Annotated in this window: 15 protein-coding genes; 11 read left to right on the top strand and 4 right to left on the bottom strand. The window is 72.2% G+C overall.

All coding sequences use genetic code 11. From position 1 onward, the window contains the following. The first annotated feature begins 290 nt into the window (after positions 1–290). The 8 genes from ASF27_RS14665 (at position 291) to ASF27_RS14630 (ending at position 11,004) form a co-directional block, all read left to right on the top strand. A complete protein-coding gene (locus tag ASF27_RS14665; protein ID WP_082479183.1) occupies positions 291–1,823 on the top strand; it encodes a UbiA family prenyltransferase in 1,533 nt (510 codons plus the stop codon). Further along, positions 1,820–2,248: a GtrA family protein gene (locus ASF27_RS14660; RefSeq protein ID WP_056170633.1), complete on the top strand. Its 429-nt coding sequence runs from the start codon at positions 1,820–1,822 to the stop codon at positions 2,246–2,248. The genes ASF27_RS14665 and ASF27_RS14660 overlap by 4 nt, the downstream gene beginning before the upstream one ends. Continuing rightward, complete coding sequence (locus tag ASF27_RS14655) at positions 2,245–3,579, top strand: FAD-binding oxidoreductase (protein WP_056361260.1); 1,335 nt, start codon at positions 2,245–2,247, stop codon at positions 3,577–3,579. The genes ASF27_RS14660 and ASF27_RS14655 overlap by 4 nt, the downstream gene beginning before the upstream one ends. 52 nt (positions 3,580–3,631) lie before the next feature. Then, on the top strand, positions 3,632–4,387 hold the full coding sequence (locus tag ASF27_RS14650; RefSeq protein ID WP_056361258.1) for an SDR family oxidoreductase: 756 nt from the start codon (positions 3,632–3,634) through the stop codon (positions 4,385–4,387). Between the two features lie 166 nt (positions 4,388–4,553). Further along, entirely contained in the window at positions 4,554–8,174 is a 3,621-nt protein-coding gene (locus ASF27_RS14645; RefSeq protein ID WP_056361254.1) for an AsmA family protein, read from the top strand. A gap of 95 nt (positions 8,175–8,269) precedes the next feature. After that, positions 8,270–9,667, top strand: a complete 1,398-nt coding sequence (locus ASF27_RS14640; RefSeq protein ID WP_056361250.1) for an ethanolamine ammonia-lyase subunit EutB — start codon at positions 8,270–8,272, stop codon at positions 9,665–9,667. Then, on the top strand, positions 9,664–10,476 hold the full coding sequence (gene eutC, locus ASF27_RS14635) for an ethanolamine ammonia-lyase subunit EutC (RefSeq protein WP_082479181.1): 813 nt from the start codon (positions 9,664–9,666) through the stop codon (positions 10,474–10,476). Before ASF27_RS14640 ends, eutC begins: the two co-directional genes overlap by 4 nt. Before the next feature lie 90 nt (positions 10,477–10,566). Next, on the top strand, positions 10,567–11,004 hold the full coding sequence (locus ASF27_RS14630) for a hypothetical protein (protein ID WP_056170618.1): 438 nt from the start codon (positions 10,567–10,569) through the stop codon (positions 11,002–11,004). Between the two features lie 77 nt (positions 11,005–11,081). Here the strand turns inward: ASF27_RS14630 and fabI are convergent, their stop codons facing one another. The 3 genes from fabI to fabA form a co-directional block, all read right to left on the bottom strand. After that, positions 11,082–11,912, bottom strand: coding sequence for an enoyl-ACP reductase FabI (fabI, locus tag ASF27_RS14625; RefSeq protein WP_056361247.1), 831 nt, complete (start codon positions 11,910–11,912; stop codon positions 11,082–11,084). A 409-nt stretch (positions 11,913–12,321) separates the two neighbouring features. After that, positions 12,322–13,548, bottom strand: coding sequence for a beta-ketoacyl-ACP synthase I (gene fabB / locus ASF27_RS14620; RefSeq protein ID WP_056170612.1), 1,227 nt, complete (start codon positions 13,546–13,548; stop codon positions 12,322–12,324). Positions 13,549–13,635: 87 nt separating this feature from the next. After that, a complete protein-coding gene (fabA, locus tag ASF27_RS14615; RefSeq protein ID WP_056170607.1) occupies positions 13,636–14,202 on the bottom strand; it encodes a 3-hydroxyacyl-[acyl-carrier-protein] dehydratase FabA in 567 nt (188 codons plus the stop codon). Positions 14,203–14,536: 334 nt separating this feature from the next. On the opposite strand from fabA, the gene irr reads away from it, so the two are divergent. Beyond that, the gene (gene irr, locus ASF27_RS14610) at positions 14,537–15,043 is read left to right on the top strand and encodes a Fur family transcriptional regulator Irr (protein ID WP_056170762.1); all 507 of its coding nucleotides are present in this window, start codon (positions 14,537–14,539) and stop codon (positions 15,041–15,043) included. Positions 15,044–15,128: 85 nt separating this feature from the next. Here the strand turns inward: irr and ASF27_RS14605 are convergent, their stop codons facing one another. Next, entirely contained in the window at positions 15,129–15,743 is a 615-nt protein-coding gene (locus ASF27_RS14605; protein WP_056170604.1) for an SH3 domain-containing protein, read from the bottom strand. A 291-nt stretch (positions 15,744–16,034) separates the two neighbouring features. Between ASF27_RS14605 and ASF27_RS14600 the strand changes: the two genes are divergently transcribed. Then, complete coding sequence (locus ASF27_RS14600; protein ID WP_056170601.1) at positions 16,035–17,039, top strand: D-glycerate dehydrogenase; 1,005 nt, start codon at positions 16,035–16,037, stop codon at positions 17,037–17,039. 213 nt (positions 17,040–17,252) lie between these two features. Next, positions 17,253–18,299: a PAS domain S-box protein gene (locus tag ASF27_RS14595; protein ID WP_056361245.1), complete on the top strand. Its 1,047-nt coding sequence runs from the start codon at positions 17,253–17,255 to the stop codon at positions 18,297–18,299. The last annotated feature ends 27 nt before the right edge of the window (positions 18,300–18,326 follow it).

The following is an 18,326-nucleotide window of genomic DNA, read 5'->3' as shown; positions in this document are numbered from 1 at the left end:
CCCATCTCGAACTCGGCCGTTAAACGCACCAGCGCCCATGGTACTGTGTCTCAAGACACGGGAGAGTCGGTCGCCGCCAGACCTGCACAGCACATCACAWCCCCTCCAGACGATCACACCGAACAGGCCGCCCCACAAAAGGGCGGCCTGTTCGCGTTCGCGGGGCGGTCATCGGTCTGCCGCCGCGGATGGGGAGGGGGTCCGGACCCTGTGCATCGTCCGCAACCGTTACGATCCCTTAAGGCTCTCGGGCGAAAGCTGTTCCGGAATCCGGACTCGAGCGAGCGCGCATGGACAGGGTATCGCCCAACCCGGCATTCGGGCTTCCCGGCAAGGACAGGCAAGCTCGTCTTCGGATCCGGAGGTCAGAGGTTGCGCGCGCGCCGCGTCGCGCGGCCGACACGGGCCTGCCCCTCGTGGTCGACCTCGACGGCACCCTGATCCGCAGCGATCTCCTGGTCGAGAGCTTCTTCTCCGAGATCGGTGGCGCGCCCCGCTCCGTCCTCGCCCTGGCGCGGGTGGTGCCGGGCGGCAAGGCGGCGATCAAGCATCACCTCGGCGGGGCCGATCTCGATGTCGGGCGCCTGCCCTACGATGTCGAGGTGCTGGGCCGCATCGCCGAGGCGAAGTCGTCCGGCCGGCGGGTCTACCTCGCCTCGTCGAGCAATGCGGCCCTGGTCGAACGGGTCGCCCGCCATCTCGGCCTGTTCGACGGCTGGTTCGCCTCCGACATACACCGCAATCTCTCCGGTGCCGCCAAGGCGGAGCGCCTGGTCGCGGCGTTCGGGGAGGGCGGGTTCGACTACGTCGGCCATGACGGCGACGATCTGCCGGTCTGGGCCCGGGCGAGCCGGGCCGTCGCCGTGCGCCCCGCGCCGGCCACGCGCCGGCGGCTCCTGACGCTGGCGCCGGACGCCACTTTCCTGTCCGAGAGCGGGACCGGATGGGCGCAGCGGGCGCGGATCTGGGCCCGGCTCCTGCGGGTCCACCAATACGCCAAGAACACCCTGGTGTTCGTGCCTGCACTCATGGCCCATCGCTTCGACGGGCCGGCTTTCCTCGCCGCGCTCCTCGCCTTCGTGGCGTTCTCCCTCTGCGCGTCGAGCGTCTACCTCGTCAACGATCTCATTGACCTCGAGGCCGACCGGGCGCATCCGACGAAGCGCCACCGCGCCCTGGCCGACGGCCGGGTGCCCCTGCGGGCGGCCATGGGCGCGGTGCCGCTCCTGCTCGCCGCGGCCCTCGGGGTGAGCCTCGCCGTCTCGACGGCGTTCGCCGGGGTGATCCTCGGCTACTTCGCCCTCACCCTCGCGTATTCCCTCGTCCTCAAGCGCAAGATGCTCATCGACGTAGTGACGCTGGCCGGGCTCTACACCGTTCGGGTGGTGGGCGGCGCCGTCGCCGTCGGCGCCGTGGTGTCCGATTGGCTGCTCGCCTTCGCGCTGTTCATGTTCATGTCCCTGGCGCTGATCAAGCGCTACACCGAACTGACGGCGCGCCTCGACCGCGGGCTGCCGAGCCCGGCCAACCGCGATTACGAACTCTCCGACCTGCCCATCGTCGCCGCCCTGGCGGCAGCCTCCGGCTACAATGCCGTGGTGGTGCTGGCGCTCTACCTGTCGTCGGACGCGGTGACTCAGCTGTATTCGCGGCCCAAACTGCTGTGGTGCGTCGGACCGGTGATCCTGTACTGGATCTCGCGCGCGCTGCTCCTCGCCCATCGCCGGATGATGCACGACGATCCCATCGTCTTCGCCCTGCGCGACCGCGTCAGCCTGATCGCGGCGGCGACCGTGGGCGCCCTGGTGCTCGCCGCCATATGAGCGCCGCCGCCGTCGCCCCCGCGCCCTTCGTCCTCGGTCTGCGCTATCTCGGCTTCGCGGTGCTGGCCACGGCGGCCAACCTGCTGGCGCAGGAAGCCACCGTCCGGATCGCCCCGGCGGCGCCGCTCCTGGCCTCCCTCGTCATGGGCACGGGCGTCGGGTTCGTGGCCAAGTACCTCCTCGACAAGCATCTTGTGTTCTTCGACGCCTCGCGGACCCATACGGAAGAGGCCCGCAAGGTCGCGCTCTACGGCCTGTTCAGCGTGGCGACCACCCTGGTGTTCTGGGCCTTCGAGTTCGGATTCTTCGCGATCTGGGGCACCGCGCAGGCCAAGTATGCGGGCGCCCTCGTCGGACTCGGTCTCGGCTACGCGGTAAAGTACGGCCTCGACCGTCGCTTCGTGTTCGGGCCGCGCGCCCCATGAGCACGCAGGAGCTGGCGGGCTGGGGCCGCACCCCGCGCCGGGCGACGCGGCTCCTCGCCGTGCGGGCACCGGGCGACGTGGCGCCGATCCACCGGGCCGAGACCGGGTTCATCGCCCGCGGCAACGGACGGGCCTACGGCGACGCCGCGCTCGGCTGCACCACCACCCTGGCGCTCCGCGGGCTCGACCGGATGATCGCCTTCGATCCGGAGACCCGGCACCTCGCCGTCGAGGCCGGGGTGCTGCTCGCCGACATCGTCGACGCCTTCCTGCCGCGCGGATTCTTCCCCGCCGTGGTGCCGGGCACGCGCTTCGTCACCGTGGGGGGCGCCATCGCGGCCGACGTCCACGGCAAGAACCACCACGGCGCCGGGGGTTTCGGCGCCCACCTGCGCGACCTCACCCTGGCCCTGCCGGACGGGACGGCTCGCACCTGCGAGCCGGGCTCGGACCTGTTCGCCGCCACCATAGGCGGCATGGGGCTGACGGGCACGATCCTGCGCGCGACCCTCATCCTGCGCCGGATCGAGACCGGCTGGATCCGCCAGAGGACCGTCGCGGCGCCCGACCTCGACGCCGCTCTGGGGGCCCTGGAAGCCGCCGACCGCTCGACCTACGCCGTCGCCTGGATCGACGGCCTCGCGCGTGGGTCGGCACAGGGACGGGCCCTGATCTATCGCGGCGAGCATGCCACCCTGGCCGACCTCGCGGACTTGGCCCCCGATGCACCGCACCTGCCGCCGGCGCGGCGCGGCGCCCTGACGGTGCCGTTCGACCTGCCGGCTCGGACCCTCAACCGCTGGAGCGTCGGGGCCTTCAACGCCCTCTACTACGCGCGCGGCCGTGCCGGCGCTGGGCCGGACCGCCTGGTCGGCTGGGCGCCGTACTTCTTCCCCCTCGACGGGATACGCGACTGGAACCGCATCTACGGTGCGGGCGGCTTCCTGCAGCACCAATGCGTGATCCCGAAGGCGCGCAGCCGGGACGCCCTTGCGGCGATCCTCGACCGGGTCTCCCACGCGGCGCCCTCGTTCCTCGCCGTGCTGAAGCTCCTCGGACCCGGGGGCGGGCTGATGTCGTTCCCGCTCCCCGGCTACACCCTCGCCCTCGATTTTCCGGCCAATCCCGCCAACCGCGCCCTCCTCGACAGCCTCGACGCCATCGTGCGGGCGGCGGGCGGGCGGCTCTACCTCGCCAAGGACGCACGCCAGAGCCGCGACACCTTCGAGGCGGGCTACGGCGCGGCCGCGACGCGGTTCCGCGCCCTGCGGCGGGAGATCGATGCCGAGGGCCGGATCGCCTCCGCCCTGTCGCGGCGCCTCGGCCTGTGAGCGGGGTTCCGCCGGGTCGCCGTACTTCCCCGTCCAGCCCGTCCGAGGCCGCATGACCCAAAGCTCTCCCGCCAACAAAGCCATGCTCCTCGTCGGCGCCACCTCCGACATCGGCCATGCCACGGCCCTGGCCTATGCCGGGGCCGGATGGGACGTGATCCTGGCCGCCCGCGATGCGGCGGGCGCCGCCCGCAACGCCGCCGACCTCACGGCGCGCACGGGCCGCCCGGTTCCCGTCGTCGCCCTCGACATCACCGACACGGCGGCCTTCCCGGCCTTCGTCCGCGATCTGCCGCGCCTGCCCGACACGGTGGTGAGCGTGGTCGGGCTGCTCGGCGATCAGGCGCGGGCGCAGTCCGATCTGGCGGACGCCGCCCTTGTGATGCGGTCGAACTTCGAGGGGCCGGCCCTGCTGCTCGGCCTGTTCGCCGAACACTTCGCCGCGCGGGGCTCCGGCACCCTGGTGGGCGTCTCCTCGGTGGCGGGCGAGCGCGGGCGGGCGTCGAACTACGTCTACGGCGCGGCCAAGGCCGGGTTCACCGCCTTCCTGGCGGGCCTGCGCAACCGCCTCGCCGCGCGCGGCGTCCACGTGCTCACGGTCAAGCCCGGTTTCGTCCGCACCCGGATGACGGCGGGGATGCCGTTGCCGAAGCCGTTGACCGCAGAGGCCGCCGAGGTCGCCGCCGCCCTGTTTCGCGGCGCCGAGGTGACCCGGCGCGACGTGGTCTATGTCCGCCCGGTCTGGGCCCTGGTGATGATGGTGATCCGCGCCATCCCCGAGCCGGTGTTCAAGCGCCTGAAGCTGTGACGCGCCGGCACCGACGCCGCGTCCCGGTGGGGCGGCGTCGGGAGCGGGCGCCTGCATCCGCCACGGGTACGCACAAGCCCGGCGGGTGTGGTATGCCGCCCCTCGGACGGGACGTGGATCCCGTGGAACGGCCCCGCCTCCGGGGGCGCTGCGGAACGAGACGCGCGTGCGTGACATCCTGACCGCGCTGGCGGGACTCATCGTCCTCCTCCTCGTCGCGGCCCTCGCGATCCCGCCCTTCGTGGCCTGGGAGGGGCAGCGCAGCCTCATCGACGGCCTGGTGTCCCGGTCGCTCGGCTTGCCGGCCCGCAGCGCCGGCCGCCTCGAGGTCCGGCTCCTGCCCTCGCCGCGCCTGCGCTTCGATCGCCTGCGCCTCGGGCAGGCACCGAACCGGCCCGCCCTCGACCTCCATTTCGTGAAGGCCGAGGTGGCGCTCACCCCGCTGATCACCGGCGCCGTGCGGTTCACCGAGACCCGGATCGGGCGGGCCGAGATCCGCCTGCCCGTCACCGAGGGCGAGGCGATCCTGGTGCCGGCCGATCTCACGGGCGGGCTCGGCGACCGCGACCTCGCCATCGAGGACCTCCAGGTCCGCCAGCTCCTCATCACCACCCAGGTGCCGGCGACGGGCCGCACCGACCAGATCTACGCGGAAGGCGTGCGGGTCTCCGCCCCGCGTCTCACCGGTCCGTGGCGGGCGGAGGGCACCAGCCGGGGCGTGCCGTTCCGGGTCGCCACGGGCGAGCCGACGCCGGAGGGCGTCCTTCCGGTCAAGCTCTCGGCGGGCGGCGACACCCAGCCCTATGCGGAGATCGACGCGAAGTTGTCCCTCGCGGAGGCCGGCGCGGAGGCCGCGGGGCCGGGCGAACGCGCCGTGATCCCGCAGGCCGAGGGCACGGCCCGCCTCGTCATCGGTCCGCCGGCCCAGGCGGCGGGCGCCTACCTGCCGGTGTCGCTCGCCGGTGCGTTCACGGCGCGGGGCACCACCGCCCGGTTCAAGGCCCTCGACCTCGACATCGATCCGGGTGGCCGCGCCCTGCGCCTGTCGGGCTCCGGCCGCGTCGATGCCCGCAACGGCCGCGCCGCCCTCTCGCTCGGGGCCCGCCGCCTCGACCTCGACGCGTTCCTGCTCTCGGCCGCGGGCCAGGCCCTCATCGCGCGGGGCCCGCCGAAGGCCGGGATCAGCCTGCCGGTGAGCGTCGATGTCGAACTCGCCGTCGACAGCCTGTCGCTCGGCCTCGACGACTGGTCGAACCTCGCCCTGGCCGGCACCTTCGAGCGCTCGGGCGGCCTCCTCCTGAAGCGATTCTCCGTCACCGCCCCGGGGGCCGCCGCCCTGACCGCGTCGGGCGAGATCGACGCCGATCCGGGGCTCCGCTTCACCGGGCGCCTCGGTCTCGACGCGCCGGCCTCGGAGGCCTTCGGGCGCTATCTCGGCAAGCTCGGCGTGGAGGGTCCGGGCGTCGCCCTCATGGACGGGCGCCCCATCGTCGCCTCCGCCGACCTCTCGGCCGCGCCGCTCTCCGTGTCCCTGCGCAATCTGCGCCTCGACCTCGGCGCCGCGCGCATCACCGGCAACGCGCGCTACCGCGCCGCCGAGCCCGGCGCCCGCGGGCGCGTCGATGCGCAACTCGCCGCGCAAGGCGTCGACATCGCCGCCCTGCCGTCGTTCAGCGGGGCCCTGGCCGACCTCCAGGGCCACGATTTCGGCCTCGTGCTCCAGGCCCGCGACGTGCGCTACGGCCCGGCGGGCGTGGCCTCGGGCAACGGCACCATCGCGGCGAGCATCCAATCGGACGGGGCCAGTCTCGCCATCGACAGCCTCGACGTGACGGATCTCGCCGGTGCCAACGCCAGCCTGTCCGGCCGGATCGACGCCGACGGGGCCGGGCGCATCGCCGGCCGCGTCTCGGCCCCCGTGGCCGCGCCGCTGATGGCCCTCCTCGACCGGGTGTGGATCGCGGAAAGCCGGCTCGTCCCCCCGGCGTTTCGCGACCGCGCCCTCGATCTCGACCTGACCCTGCAGCGCGACGCGGGCGCCCCCGACACCCTGCGTACCACCGCCAAGGGACAGGCGGCGGGCGGCAGCCTCGACCTCGACCTCGTGAGCCGCGCCGGCCGCATCGCGAGCCTCGACCTCACCCTGGCGGCCCCGTCCGCCGCCACCTGGTTCGGCCGTGCCGACCTTCCGGCGCTGGCCCGGCCCGCCCGTCTCCATCTCGCCGGCACCCGCGCCGCCGGACCCGAGGGCGAGGCCGCCGGGCTCGTCCTCTCGATGACGGGAACGGTGGCCGACCTCACCCTCGCCACCACCCGGCCGATCCTACTCGGACCCGAGGCCGGGGCCGGGTACGGCGCTGCGCGGAGCGGCGAGATCCGCCTCGGCAGCCCCGACATCGCCCCTTTCGTGCCCCTCGTCTCCGGTACCGCGCCCCTTCCCATCGGCCTGCCGGCCGACCTCACCGTCGCCCTGTCGCGGGCCGGCGACGAGGCCCGCCTGGGCGTGACCGGGCGGCTCGCCGGAACCGCCGTCTCGGCCGAGATCGGGATCGCGCCGGAGGGCCAGATCTCCGGGCGCGCCAAGCTCGGGCGCCTGTCCCTGCCGGCGCTCGCTGCCGCCCTGGTGATCCCCACGGAGGCGAAGGCCGGTGCCGACGCGGCGTTCGTGCGCTTTGCCGCCCCGCCGCCCGTCCGCCCCCGCATCGACCTGGCCCTCGCGGTGGACAGCCTCGACCTCGGACGCGGCCACGTCGCCACCGGCACCACCCTCACGGCGCACTGGGAGGACGGCACCCTCGGCCTCACCGACCTCGCCGGCACCCTGGCGGGCGGGCGGCTCACGGGCGCCGTCACCCTGTCGCGCCAGGGCGGCGCGGCCGCCGTGGCGGGGGAGGGGACCCTGAGCGAGGCGGGGCTCGCCGGCCTCGTCGGCACCGGTCCGGTCTCCGGGCGCCTCGGCGCGACCCTGCGGTTCGGCACTTCCGGCGAGACCCTCGCGGCCCTGGCCAACAACCTCGGGGGCAGCGGCACCCTCACCCTCGCGGACCTGACCCTGCCGGGCGCCGACCCCATGGGCCTGACCCGTGCCCTCGACCGGGCGCTCGCCGAGGACGACCCCTTGCGCGAAGGCCGTCTCCAGGCCCTCGTCACGGAGGAACTCGGAAAGGCGCCGCTCATCGCCCCCGGCCCCGTCACCACGCCCGTCACCCTGGTGGGCGGAACCCTGCGGGGCGGCCCCCTGACCCTCGATCTCGGGCCCGCGCGCTGGAACGGCACCCTCGGCCTCGACCTGCGGACCGGCCGCCTCGACGCGCGCGGCACCCTCACGGCGGCGTCGGCCCCGAAAGCCTGGACCGCAGGACCGCCGGCGATCCAGCTCGGCTTTTCCGGGCCGGTGGCGAACCCGGAACGCCAGGTCGATGCGGGTCCCTCGACCAACGGTCTCGCCACCCTCGTGCTGCAACGCGAGCTCGAAAGCATCGAAGCGATGGAGGCCGACCAGACCGAGCGCCAGCGCCGCCGCGCCCGCGTCGAGATGGACCGGGCCCGTGCCGCCGCCGAGAAGGCTTATGCGGACAAGCTGACCGCCGAGAAGGCGCTGGCCGAGAAGCTCGCGGCGGAGGAAGCCGCCCGTCAGGCCCGCCTCAAGGCCGCCGCGGAGCGCGCCGCCGAGGCCGCGCGTCAGGCCCGCGCCCGCGAGGCCGAGGAAGCGGCCCGACGCCAGGAAATCGAGGCGGCCCGGCGCCAGGAGCCGGCGGTCGAGCCGGCGCCCGCCCCGCAGCCCTGAAGCCGCGCGCGCCGGACGCACGGGATCGCGTGGGGCGACCTCGACACCCCGCCCGGGTTGTGGCTTCGTACGGTCTCGGCGCGGGGGAAACGGCCATGGCCTACCGGTGCGATCTCGGCGGCGAGCGCCACACCTTCGCCGACCTGAAGCAGGTGCTCGCCGCCGCCTCGCCCCTGCGCTCGGGCGACGAGCTGGCCGGGTTGGCGGCCACCAGCGATGCCCAGCGCATCGCCGCGCGGCGCGTGCTCGCCGACCTGCCGCTGCGCGTGTTCCTCGCCGAGGCCCTGGTGCCCTACGAGGCGGACGAGGTCACCCGGCTCATCCTCGACACCCACGACGCGGCGGCCTTCGCCGCGATCGCGCACCTCACCGTGGGGGGCTTTCGCGACTGGCTCCTGTCCCATGCGGCCACGCCCGAGATCCTCGCCGCCCTGGCGCCGGGCCTGACGCCCGAGATGGTGGCGGCGGTCTCGAAGCTCATGCGGGCGCAGGACCTCATCGTGGTGGCGCGCAAGTGCCGGGTGGTGACGGCGTTTCGCACCACCCTCGGCCTGCCCGGCCGCCTCGGCACCCGGCTCCAGCCGAACCACCCGTCCGACGACCCGCGCGGCATCGCGGCCTCCGTCCTCGACGGCCTGCTGTTCGGCGTCGGCGACGCCTGCATCGGCATCAACCCGGCCACAGACAGCGTCGAGAACGCCCGCGACTTGATGGTGATGCTGGACGAGCTGCGCCAGCACTACGACATCCCCGCCCAGACCTGCGTGCTCACCCACGTCACCAATGCCCTGCCGATTCTGGAGCGCGGCGCGCCCGTCGATCTCGTGTTCCAGTCCGTGGCGGGCACGGAAGCCGCCAACCGGGGCTTCGGGGTCGATCTCACGGTGCTGGCCGAGGCCCACGACGCGGCGCGCGGCCTCAAGCGCGGCACGGTGGGCGACCACGTGATGTATTTCGAGACCGGCCAGGGCGCGGCGTTCTCGGCCGACGCCCATCACGGCGTCGATCAGCAGACCGTGGAGGCCCGCGCCTACGCGGTGGCGCGTGCCTTCCGGCCGCTCCTCGTCAACACCGTGGTGGGGTTCATCGGCCCGGAATACCTCTACGACGGCAAGCAGATCGCCCGCGCCGGCCTCGAAGACCATTTCTGCGGCAAGCTGCTCGGCCTGCCGATGGGCTGCGACGTTTGCTACACCAACCACGCCGAGGCCGACCAGGACGACATGGACGGTCTGATGACCCTGCTGACGGTGGCGGGCTGCAGCTTCCTCATCGCCGTGCCGGGCTCCGACGACATCATGCTCAACTACCAGAGCCTGTCGTTCCACGACGTGCTAACCCTGCGCGCCACCCTGGGCGTCCTGGCGGCCCCCGAATTCGAGGCGTGGCTGGACCGCATGGGCCTGACCACGCCGGAGGGCGGCATCCGCGAACTCGAACCCCGGCATCCGAGCCTCGCCCGGCTCATGGACCGCGCGAGCCGGGTCGCGTGAGCGACGACGCGCCCGTCCCCGCCGGCGATCGCTGGGCGACCCTGCGGGCGGCGACCTCGGCCCGCATCGGGCTGGGGCGCCGGGGCGACGCGATGCCGTTGGACGCGGTCCTCGATTTCCAGCTCGCCCACGCGAAGGCCCGCGACGCCGTCCACGCCGCCCTAGACACCGAGGCCCTGGCGGCGGCGTTGCAGCCCCATTCCGTCTTGCAGGTCCGCAGCGCCGCGCCCGACCGGGCGACCTACCTGCGCCGGCCCGACCTCGGCCGGATCCTCGACCCCGACACGCCCCTCCGAGGCGGGGCGGGTCCGGTCGATCTCGTCTTCGTGGTGGGCGACGGCCTGTCGGCGATCGCGGTGCAGGCCCAGGCCGCGCCCCTGGTCCAGGCCTGCCTCGCCCGCCTCGACGGGGTGTCGGTGGGGCCCATCGTGGTGGCGTGCCAGGCCCGCGTCGCCCTCGGCGATCCCATCGGGCACGCGCTCGGCGCGCGCCTCTGCGCCGTCCTCATCGGCGAGCGTCCGGGCCTCAGCGTCGCCGACAGCCTCGGGATCTACCTCACCCACGCGCCACGGCCGGGCCGCCGCGATTCCGAGCGCAACTGCATCTCCAACATCCACGGCCGGGGCGGCCTCTCCACGGAGCGGGCGGCCGACACCCTGGTCTGGCTCGTCCGCGAAGCCCTGCGGCGCGGGGTGACGGGCGTCGCCCTGAAGGAGAGCGCCGCCCTCGCAACCGGACCGAGCAAGGCCCTCGCGATTTCACCTGTGGCGAACGGCGACCCCCCGGCCTCGGAACCGACGGAGGGCTGAAAACTTGAGACGGGGTAGCGTCCTTCGAAGGACGGACGCCGCAACAGATCACCTGAGGGGGTGGTTTGCTCAACCTATGGTCTACGCTCCATGATCCTCTCCCGTACCGCTCCGTTCGCACTCCTGGCCGCGCTGGCCCTGCCCGCGACCCTGGCCTCCCCCGCCACGGCACAGCCCGCCGCCGGCCTCGACCGCCCCTTGCTGGTCCACGGCAACTATTGCGGCCCCGGCAACAACGCGCCGCTGCCGCCCATCGACGCCCTCGACGCGGCCTGCGCCCGCCACGACGCCTGCACGCCCTCCGGCGGTCTGCCGTCTCGGGCCTGCAATGTCCGCCTGGAGCGCGAGGCATCCGCCGTCGCCCGCGACCCGCGCCAGACCGACGAGCTCCGCGCCATGGCGGGTCTCGTCTCGGCCAGCATCACCCTGATCCCGTCGGACGATCTCATCCGGCCCGCGGCCCATCGCTCGGTCGTGACGCTGCCGGCGGCCCCGACCATCGAGCGTCCGTCCGACGCAGAGGACTGAGCGGGGGACCGGACCACGCCCCTGCTCCCCCTTTGCGGGACAGGGGCCGAGTTCCGCGACCTCCCGCCGAACCGAGCCTAGACGGCGTCGATCAGGCCGGCCTCGTCCTGGGCCTGGAGCACGTCGGGGCGCGGCATCGAAATGATGTTGTAGCCGGAATCGACGAAGTGGACCTCGCCGGTGACGCCGCCGGAGAGGTCCGACAACAGGTAGACGGCCGAGCCGCCGACCTCCTCCTGGGTCACCGTGCGGCGGAGCGGGGCGTGGGCCTTCTGGTGGTTGAACATCAGCCGGGCATCGGCGATGCCGGCGCCGGCGAGCGTCCGCATCGGGCCGGCCGAGAGGGCGTTGACCCGGATCCCGTCGGGCCCGAGATCGCCCGCGAGGTAGCGCACCGAGGCTTCCAGGGCGGCCTTGGCCACACCCATCACGTTGTAGTTCGGCATGACCCGGGTCGAGCCGCCATAGGTCAGGGTCAGGAGCGACCCGCCGCGCGGCATGCGCTTGGCCGCGCGCTGGGCGATCTCCGTGAAGGAGAAGCACGAGATCGTCAGGGTCCGCGAAAAATTCTCGCGGGTGGTGACGTCGACGTAGCGGCCCTTGAGCTGGTTCTTGTCGGAGAAGCCAATGGCGTGGACGACGAAATCGATGCCCTCGGGAAACTGCTTGTCCAGGGCCTCGAACACGGCGTCGACGGAGGCGATGTCCTCGACGTCACACGGGATCACAGTGTCCGAGCCGAGGGAGGCTGCCAAGGGAGCCACCCGGCGGCCCAGGGCCTCGCCCTGATAGGTGAACGCCAATTCGGCGCCGTGCTTGTGCAGGGCGGAGGCGATCCCCCAGGCGATGGAGTGATTGTTGGCGACCCCCATGATGAGGCCGCGCTTCCCCGTCATCAAACCCGTCATGCGTTTCCCCGTGGGCGTGGGCCGTTCCGGCCGTCGCTCTGATCCCTGTGACGGGAGCTTAGAGCGTTTCGCGGTCCGGTGGACCCGACGAACGTGGGGAAAACGCGGCCGCCCAACGACAAAGAGCCGATTCCGTCGTCACGGAAGCGGCTCTCACGGAAAAATATGAGGCTTGGTCGCCGTACGCGGAGCGAACGCGGCTAGAAATACCCGTTGGTGTCGGCGCGCGCCCAATCGATCAGGGCCTGCTTGGCGTAGACGGCCGCCAGACCGGTGACGGCCAATCCACCGACGGTGCCCAGGGTGAACCACATCATGCGTTTCGTCCTTGCGTGTTGCAGGGAAAACGCAGTCCGACTCTTTCGGTTCCCGGACGTTGGAACTCCGACATCCGGGGGACGGCGAAGTGTCAGGCGTCGACGTTCTTCAGCACCAGGGTGGCGTTGGTGCCGCCGAAGCCGAATGAGTTCGACAGGACATGGCCGAGCTTGGCCCCGTCCCGGCGCTGGCGCAGGATCGGCATGTCGGCGAAGGCCGGGTCGATCTCGTCGATATGCGCGCTCTCGCAGATGAAGTCGTTGTTCATCATCAGGAGCGAGTAGATCGCTTCCTGCACGCCCGTGGCACCCATGGAATGGCCGGTCAGCGATTTCGTCGCCGAGATCGGCGGGCAGGCCTCGCCGTTCCCGAAGACTTCGCGGATCGCCTCGATCTCCTTGGCGTCGCCCACCGGCGTCGCCGTGGCGTGCGGGTTGATGTAGTCGATGGGGGCGCCCTTCAGGCCGCCGATGGCCTGCTGCATGCAACGCACCGCGCCTTCGCCCGACGGCGCGACCATGTCGTGCCCGTCCGAGGTGGCGCCGTAGCCGGCGATCTCGCCGTAGATCGTCGCGCCGCGTGCCTTGGCGTGCTCGTATTCCTCCAGCACCAGCACGCCGGCCCCGCCCGCGATGACGAAGCCGTCGCGGTTGACGTCGTAGGCGCGCGAGGCCCGGGACGGGGTGTCGTTGTACTTCGACGACATGGCGCCCATGGCGTCGAACAGCACCGACAGGGTCCAGTCGAGGTCCTCGCAACCGCCCGCGAAGATGATGTCCTGGCGGCCGCCCTGGATGATCTCGGCGGCGTTGCCGATGCAATGGTTCGAGGTCGCGCAGGCCGAGGCGATGGAATAGTTCACGCCCTTGATCTTGAACCACGTCGCTAGGGTCGCCGAGGCGGTGGAGGACATGGCCTTGGGCACCGCGAACGGGCCGACGCGCTTCGGGCCCTTGTCGAGGGCGATGGCGGCGGATTCAACGATCACCTTCGTCGACGGGCCGCCCGAACCCATGATGATGCCGGTGCGGTCGTTGGAGATGTCGCCCGGCTCGAGGCCGGACTGGCGGATGGCCTGATCCATGGCGACGTGGTTCCAGGCGGTGCCGCCACCGTGGAAGCGCATGGCGCGGCGGTCGACCACGCCTTCGGGGTCGAGGCTCGGCCGACCCTCGACCTGGCTGCGGAAGCCGTGCTCGGCATAGGACGCCGAGTGGCCGATGCCGGACTTGGCCTCGCGCAGGGAGGCCAAGACCTCGTCGGTGTTGTTGCCGATGGACGAGACGATGCCCATCCCGGTGATCACGACACGCCGCATGGACCGCTTCTACTCCGCCGGTGCTTCGGTCGGCACCCTGTTGATGGTCAGTTAAGACGGGGCCGCCCCGATCTCAACGGGAAGGCGTCACGCGGCGGCCGAGCCCTGCGCCTGGAACAAGGCGACGCGCAGGTCCTTGGCCTCGTAGATCCGTGTGCCGTCGGCTTCGAGCCAGCCGTCGGCGATGCCGAGCACGAGCTTGCCGAGGCGCACCCGCTTGATGTCGATGCCGTAGACCACCTTGGTGACCGTGGGGAGCACCTGATCGGTGAACTTCACCTCGCCGACGCCGAGCGCACGGCCGCGTCCGGGGGCGCCGAGCCAGCCGAGGTGGAAGCCGACGAGCTGCCACAGGGCGTCGAGGCCGAGGCAGCCCGGCATCACCGGATCGTTCTTGAAGTGGCAGCCGAAGAACCAGAGGTCCGGCCGGATGTCGAATTCCGCCAGGACGTGGCCCTTGCCGTGGGCGCCGCCCTCGGAGCCGATGGAGACGATGCGGTCGAACATCAGCATCGGCGGCAGGGGCAGCTGGGCGTTGCCGGCTCCGAACAGCTCGCCGCGCCCGCAGGCCAGCAAGTCCTCGTAGGAGTACTGCGTCGCCCGGGCGGGGGCCGGGGTGCCGGTGGGGGCGGTGGGATCGGAGACGGAAGACATGATGAGGGGATCGGTCCTCGAGGATGGGGTGTCCGCCGGGCGCGACGCGCAGCCTCGCGAGGCCGGACCGGGCAGGAAGGCGGCGCTTCGTTAACACAGCGTCACAGCGCCTCAAAGGTGCGTGCGTCCCCCATGCGGATTTCGCCGGCCCGGGGCGATCCCGCGTGCAGCCGGGCTCGGGTCAGGGCGGCTCCGGGCTGCCCCGTGCCCGTCATGCGTCCACAGCTTGGCCGGCGTGGAGCGAACGCTGCGGCTTCGGGTTGCGGCCCTGACGCGGGTTCCGTATAAATGACTCTGCGAAGACCGAAGTTTGGGTGAAATGTCAGCCACCGCGATTCCCAACATGCTGCCGCTGCAGGCCATGCTGAACGCACGGACCTCCAATCCGTCGGGCGATGTCGCCGGACGGCGCGGCTGCCCGCTCTCCGACCTGCGCGATCGCCTGCGCCGGGCCGGCCTGCGACCGACTCGCCAGCGCCTGTCGCTCGGCTGGCTCCTGTTCGGGCGCGGCGACCGCCACCTCACGGCGGAAATGCTGTACGACGAGGCGATGCGCGCCAAGGTGCCGGTGTCGCTGGCGACCGTCTACAACACCCTGCACCAGTTTACCGAAGCCGGCCTCCTGCGCCAGCTCGCCCTCGACGGGTCGAAGGCTTACTTCGACACCAACCCGAGCGAGCACCACCACTTCTTCCTCGAGGACGAGGGTCAGGTTCTCGACATGCCCGATTGCGGCATCACCGTCGATTCGCTCCCCGACGCCCCCGAGGGCATGGAGATCGCCGGCGTCGAGGTGATCGTGCGCCTGCGCCGCCGCGGTCCGGTCGCCCGCAAGGCCTGATCGGTTTCAGGCATCTTTCCCGTTCACGAAAAAGGCCCGGTTCGCCGGGCCTTTTTCGTTGGCTGTCCGTAGGTCGTGGCTGGGCCTACTCCACCTTCTCGTAGGGGTAGACCCCCCACAGCCGTTCCTGGCGGACGTAGCCGTCGACGTCGCCGCCCTTCTGGGGCAGGGCGACGACGACGCGGCACCACGCGCCGGTGCAGCTCTTCACGCTGCCGATGACGCCGGCCTGCAGGCGGGCCTGCTCGCCGGACGCGTCGTCGGCGCGGGCGTAGAGGGGCGTCTCGGGCCTGGTCTCGCCTTTCGCGCCCGCTTTGGCCGCCGTGACGATGGAGGTGCGCCGCCCCGACAGCAGCGAATGCAACACCCAGCCCTCCGTGCCCTCGGAGTCGCGGATGCGGCGCCAGGTCTCGAATTCGGCGACGATCTCCACGGGCAGGCCGGCGCGCTGGAACACCCACAGGGTGCGGTGATCCTTCGACGGGCCTTCCCGCAGGTTCACCCGGTCGGTCTTGAGACTGGCGTAGCGCGGCAGGGGCAGGCCGGTCTTCGAACCGACGCCGGCGCCCGGCGTGGGCGGTGGCGGCGGTGCCGCGTTGGCGCTTCCGGCCGCGAGTGCGAACCCGAGGAGCAGGGCCGGGGCGAAAGCACGGGCCGGCGTGTTGGAAAGCGTTCTGAAAAGGGTCTCGGCAGGCGCCATCGTCCATGTCCTCGAACCGCGCGGACGGGGCCGGGCCGACGCCCCCGGCCGCCGTGGCGCGCATTGTGTTCCGTCGCCTCTCTGGTAGAGAGGCCGTCGGGGCTGGAGAGCGGGTTGCCGCCCATTCCAACCCCCGTCGCGTCTATCCGTCCGGATCGATACGTGGTTCTGGCCGATGCGTGGTTAACGCGCGGTAAGCCGCCACGCCGGTGCCGGGCCGGAACATGGGCGAGCCGACCCGACCGGACCCGAGCAGGGCGCGCCGGGGATCGCTCGCATCGAGGAGGGTGCATGCAGTCGCTCAAGCGCAAGCCGCTGGTCGTGATCACCCGGCGTCTCCCGGAGGTGGTGGAGACGCGCATGCGCGAACTCTTCGAGATCCGTCCGAACACCGACGACAAACCCCTGAGCCACGAGGCCCTCGCGGCCGCCCTGCGCGAGGCCGACGTCCTCGTGCCGACGGTGACCGACGAGATCGATTCGGGGCTCCTCGCCCAGGCCGGCCCGAATCTGCGCCTCATCGCGAATTTCGGCAACGGCGTCGATCACATCGACGTGGCCGCCGCCTTGGAACGCGGCATCACCGTCACCAACACCCCCGGGGTCCTGACGGAGGACACCGCCGACATGACCATGGCGCTGATCCTGGCGGTGGCCCGGCGGGTCACCGAGGGCGCGCGCATCATTCCCGACGACGCCTGGGATTCGGGCTGGTCGCCGACGTGGATGCTGGGCCGGCGCATCACCGGCAAGCGCCTCGGCATCGTCGGCATGGGCCGCATCGGCCAGGCGCTGGCACGCCGCGCCAAGGCGTTCGGCCTGCAGATCCACTATCACAACCGTCGCCGGGTGCCGGGCACCATCGAGCGCGACCTCGACGCGACCTACTGGGAATCCCTCGACCAGATGCTGGCGCGCGTCGACATCGTGTCGGTGAACTGCCCGCACACGCCGGCGACCTACCACCTCCTGTCGGCCCGCCGCCTCAAGCTGCTCAAGCCCGAGGCCATCGTGGTCAACACCGCCCGCGGCGAGGTGATCGACGAATCGGCCCTGGCCCGCCTCATCGAGGCCGGCGACGTCTCGGGGGCCGGCCTCGACGTGTTCGAGCAGGAGCCCGCCGTCAGCCCCCGCCTCGTCAAGCTCGCGCGCGCCGGCAAGGTGGTGCTGCTGCCGCACATGGGTTCGGCCACCCACGAGAGCCGCACCGACATGGGCGAGAAGGTGATCATCAACATCAAGATCTTCATGGACGGCCACCGCCCGCCGGACCGCATCCTGCCCAGCATGCTCTGAGGCCCCCGGGGCCGGACCTGCCGTTCGGCGCTTCTCTTGCAAGGGCCTCTCTTGCAAGGGCCTCTCTTGCAAGGGCATCTGCAGGGGCTTTCCCGTGTTCGACGGGGACAACCGCCGAACCCGCAGGGCGAATCGGAACGGGGCGGGGGACGGCACGTTGACCGGCGTCTGGCGCGTGGTGGGGCCAGTGTGAAACGGTAGATCGGGACGAACATGGCCGCGGACACCCCGTTGAGCGAGGCAGGGCCGGGCCACGCGGTGGCGGGCGACCCTTTCGGACGCTTCGCGGATTTCGTTCCGCTGATGATGTGGCGCACGGACACGCGGGGCCACGCCGTCCACCACAACGAATCCTGGCTCGCCTTCACCGGCCGTGACGCGGCCGAGGAGCGGGGCCGGGGCTGGCGCCGCGGCCTCCATCCGGACGACGAGGCCGCCCACGCGTCGGTGTTCGAGACGGCGCTCGCCGCCCGCGACCCGTTCACGGTGGAGTTTCGCCTACGTCGCCACGACGGCGCCTATCGCTGGCTCCTCGACACCGGCCGCCCGCTCCACCGCGACGGGGCGTTCGAGGGCTACATCGGCACGAGCTTCGACATCACCGAGCGCAAGGAGGCGCGGGAGCATTCCGAGCGCGCCCTCGTGGAGAAGGAGGCGCTCCTCGCGGAGGTCTACCACCGCGTGCGCAACAATCTCCAGGTGATGGTGAGCCTCATCGGCCTCTACGGACGGGCGGCGCCGCCCCCCTGCCGCGGCAGCTTCGAGGCCCTGGGCCAGCGGGTGCGGGCCATCGCCCTGGTGCAGCAGCACCTGCACGAGGCGCCCCACATCGCCTCCATCGACCTGCGCGACTATCTCCACCGCCTCGCCTCCGGCCTCGGCCAGCTGCGGCGTGCCGGGCGCATCGGCGTCACCATCGGCGGAACCGGCACCAGCCTCGTCGAGCCGCGCACGGCGAACGCCCTCGGGATGATCGTCGCCGAGGTGGTGTCGGAATGCCTCGACACCACGTCCGAATCCGTCGCCTGCGCCATCAGCCTCGCCATCGACGCGCCGGTGGGCGGACCCGTTCGGCTGACCATCGTCTCCGGCAGCAACGCCGAGGGAGCACCCTCGGGCAAGGTCGAGGTGCCGAACCTCGGCCCCCGCCTCATCGCCGCCTACGCCGCCCAGGCCGAGATTGCCGCGCGCGGCCTCGGCACCCGGGACGACCCACTCCACCTCCAACTGCCCGAGGTACTGGTGTCGCCGGTGGAGTAGGCGGACTTTTCCGTCGACGCCGGTCCT

Origin of the sequence: Methylobacterium sp. Leaf102 (genome assembly GCF_001422425.1) — a bacterium.
Lineage (GTDB): Bacteria > Pseudomonadota > Alphaproteobacteria > Rhizobiales > Beijerinckiaceae > Methylobacterium.
This window is presented reverse-complemented; position numbering and strand designations above follow the sequence as displayed.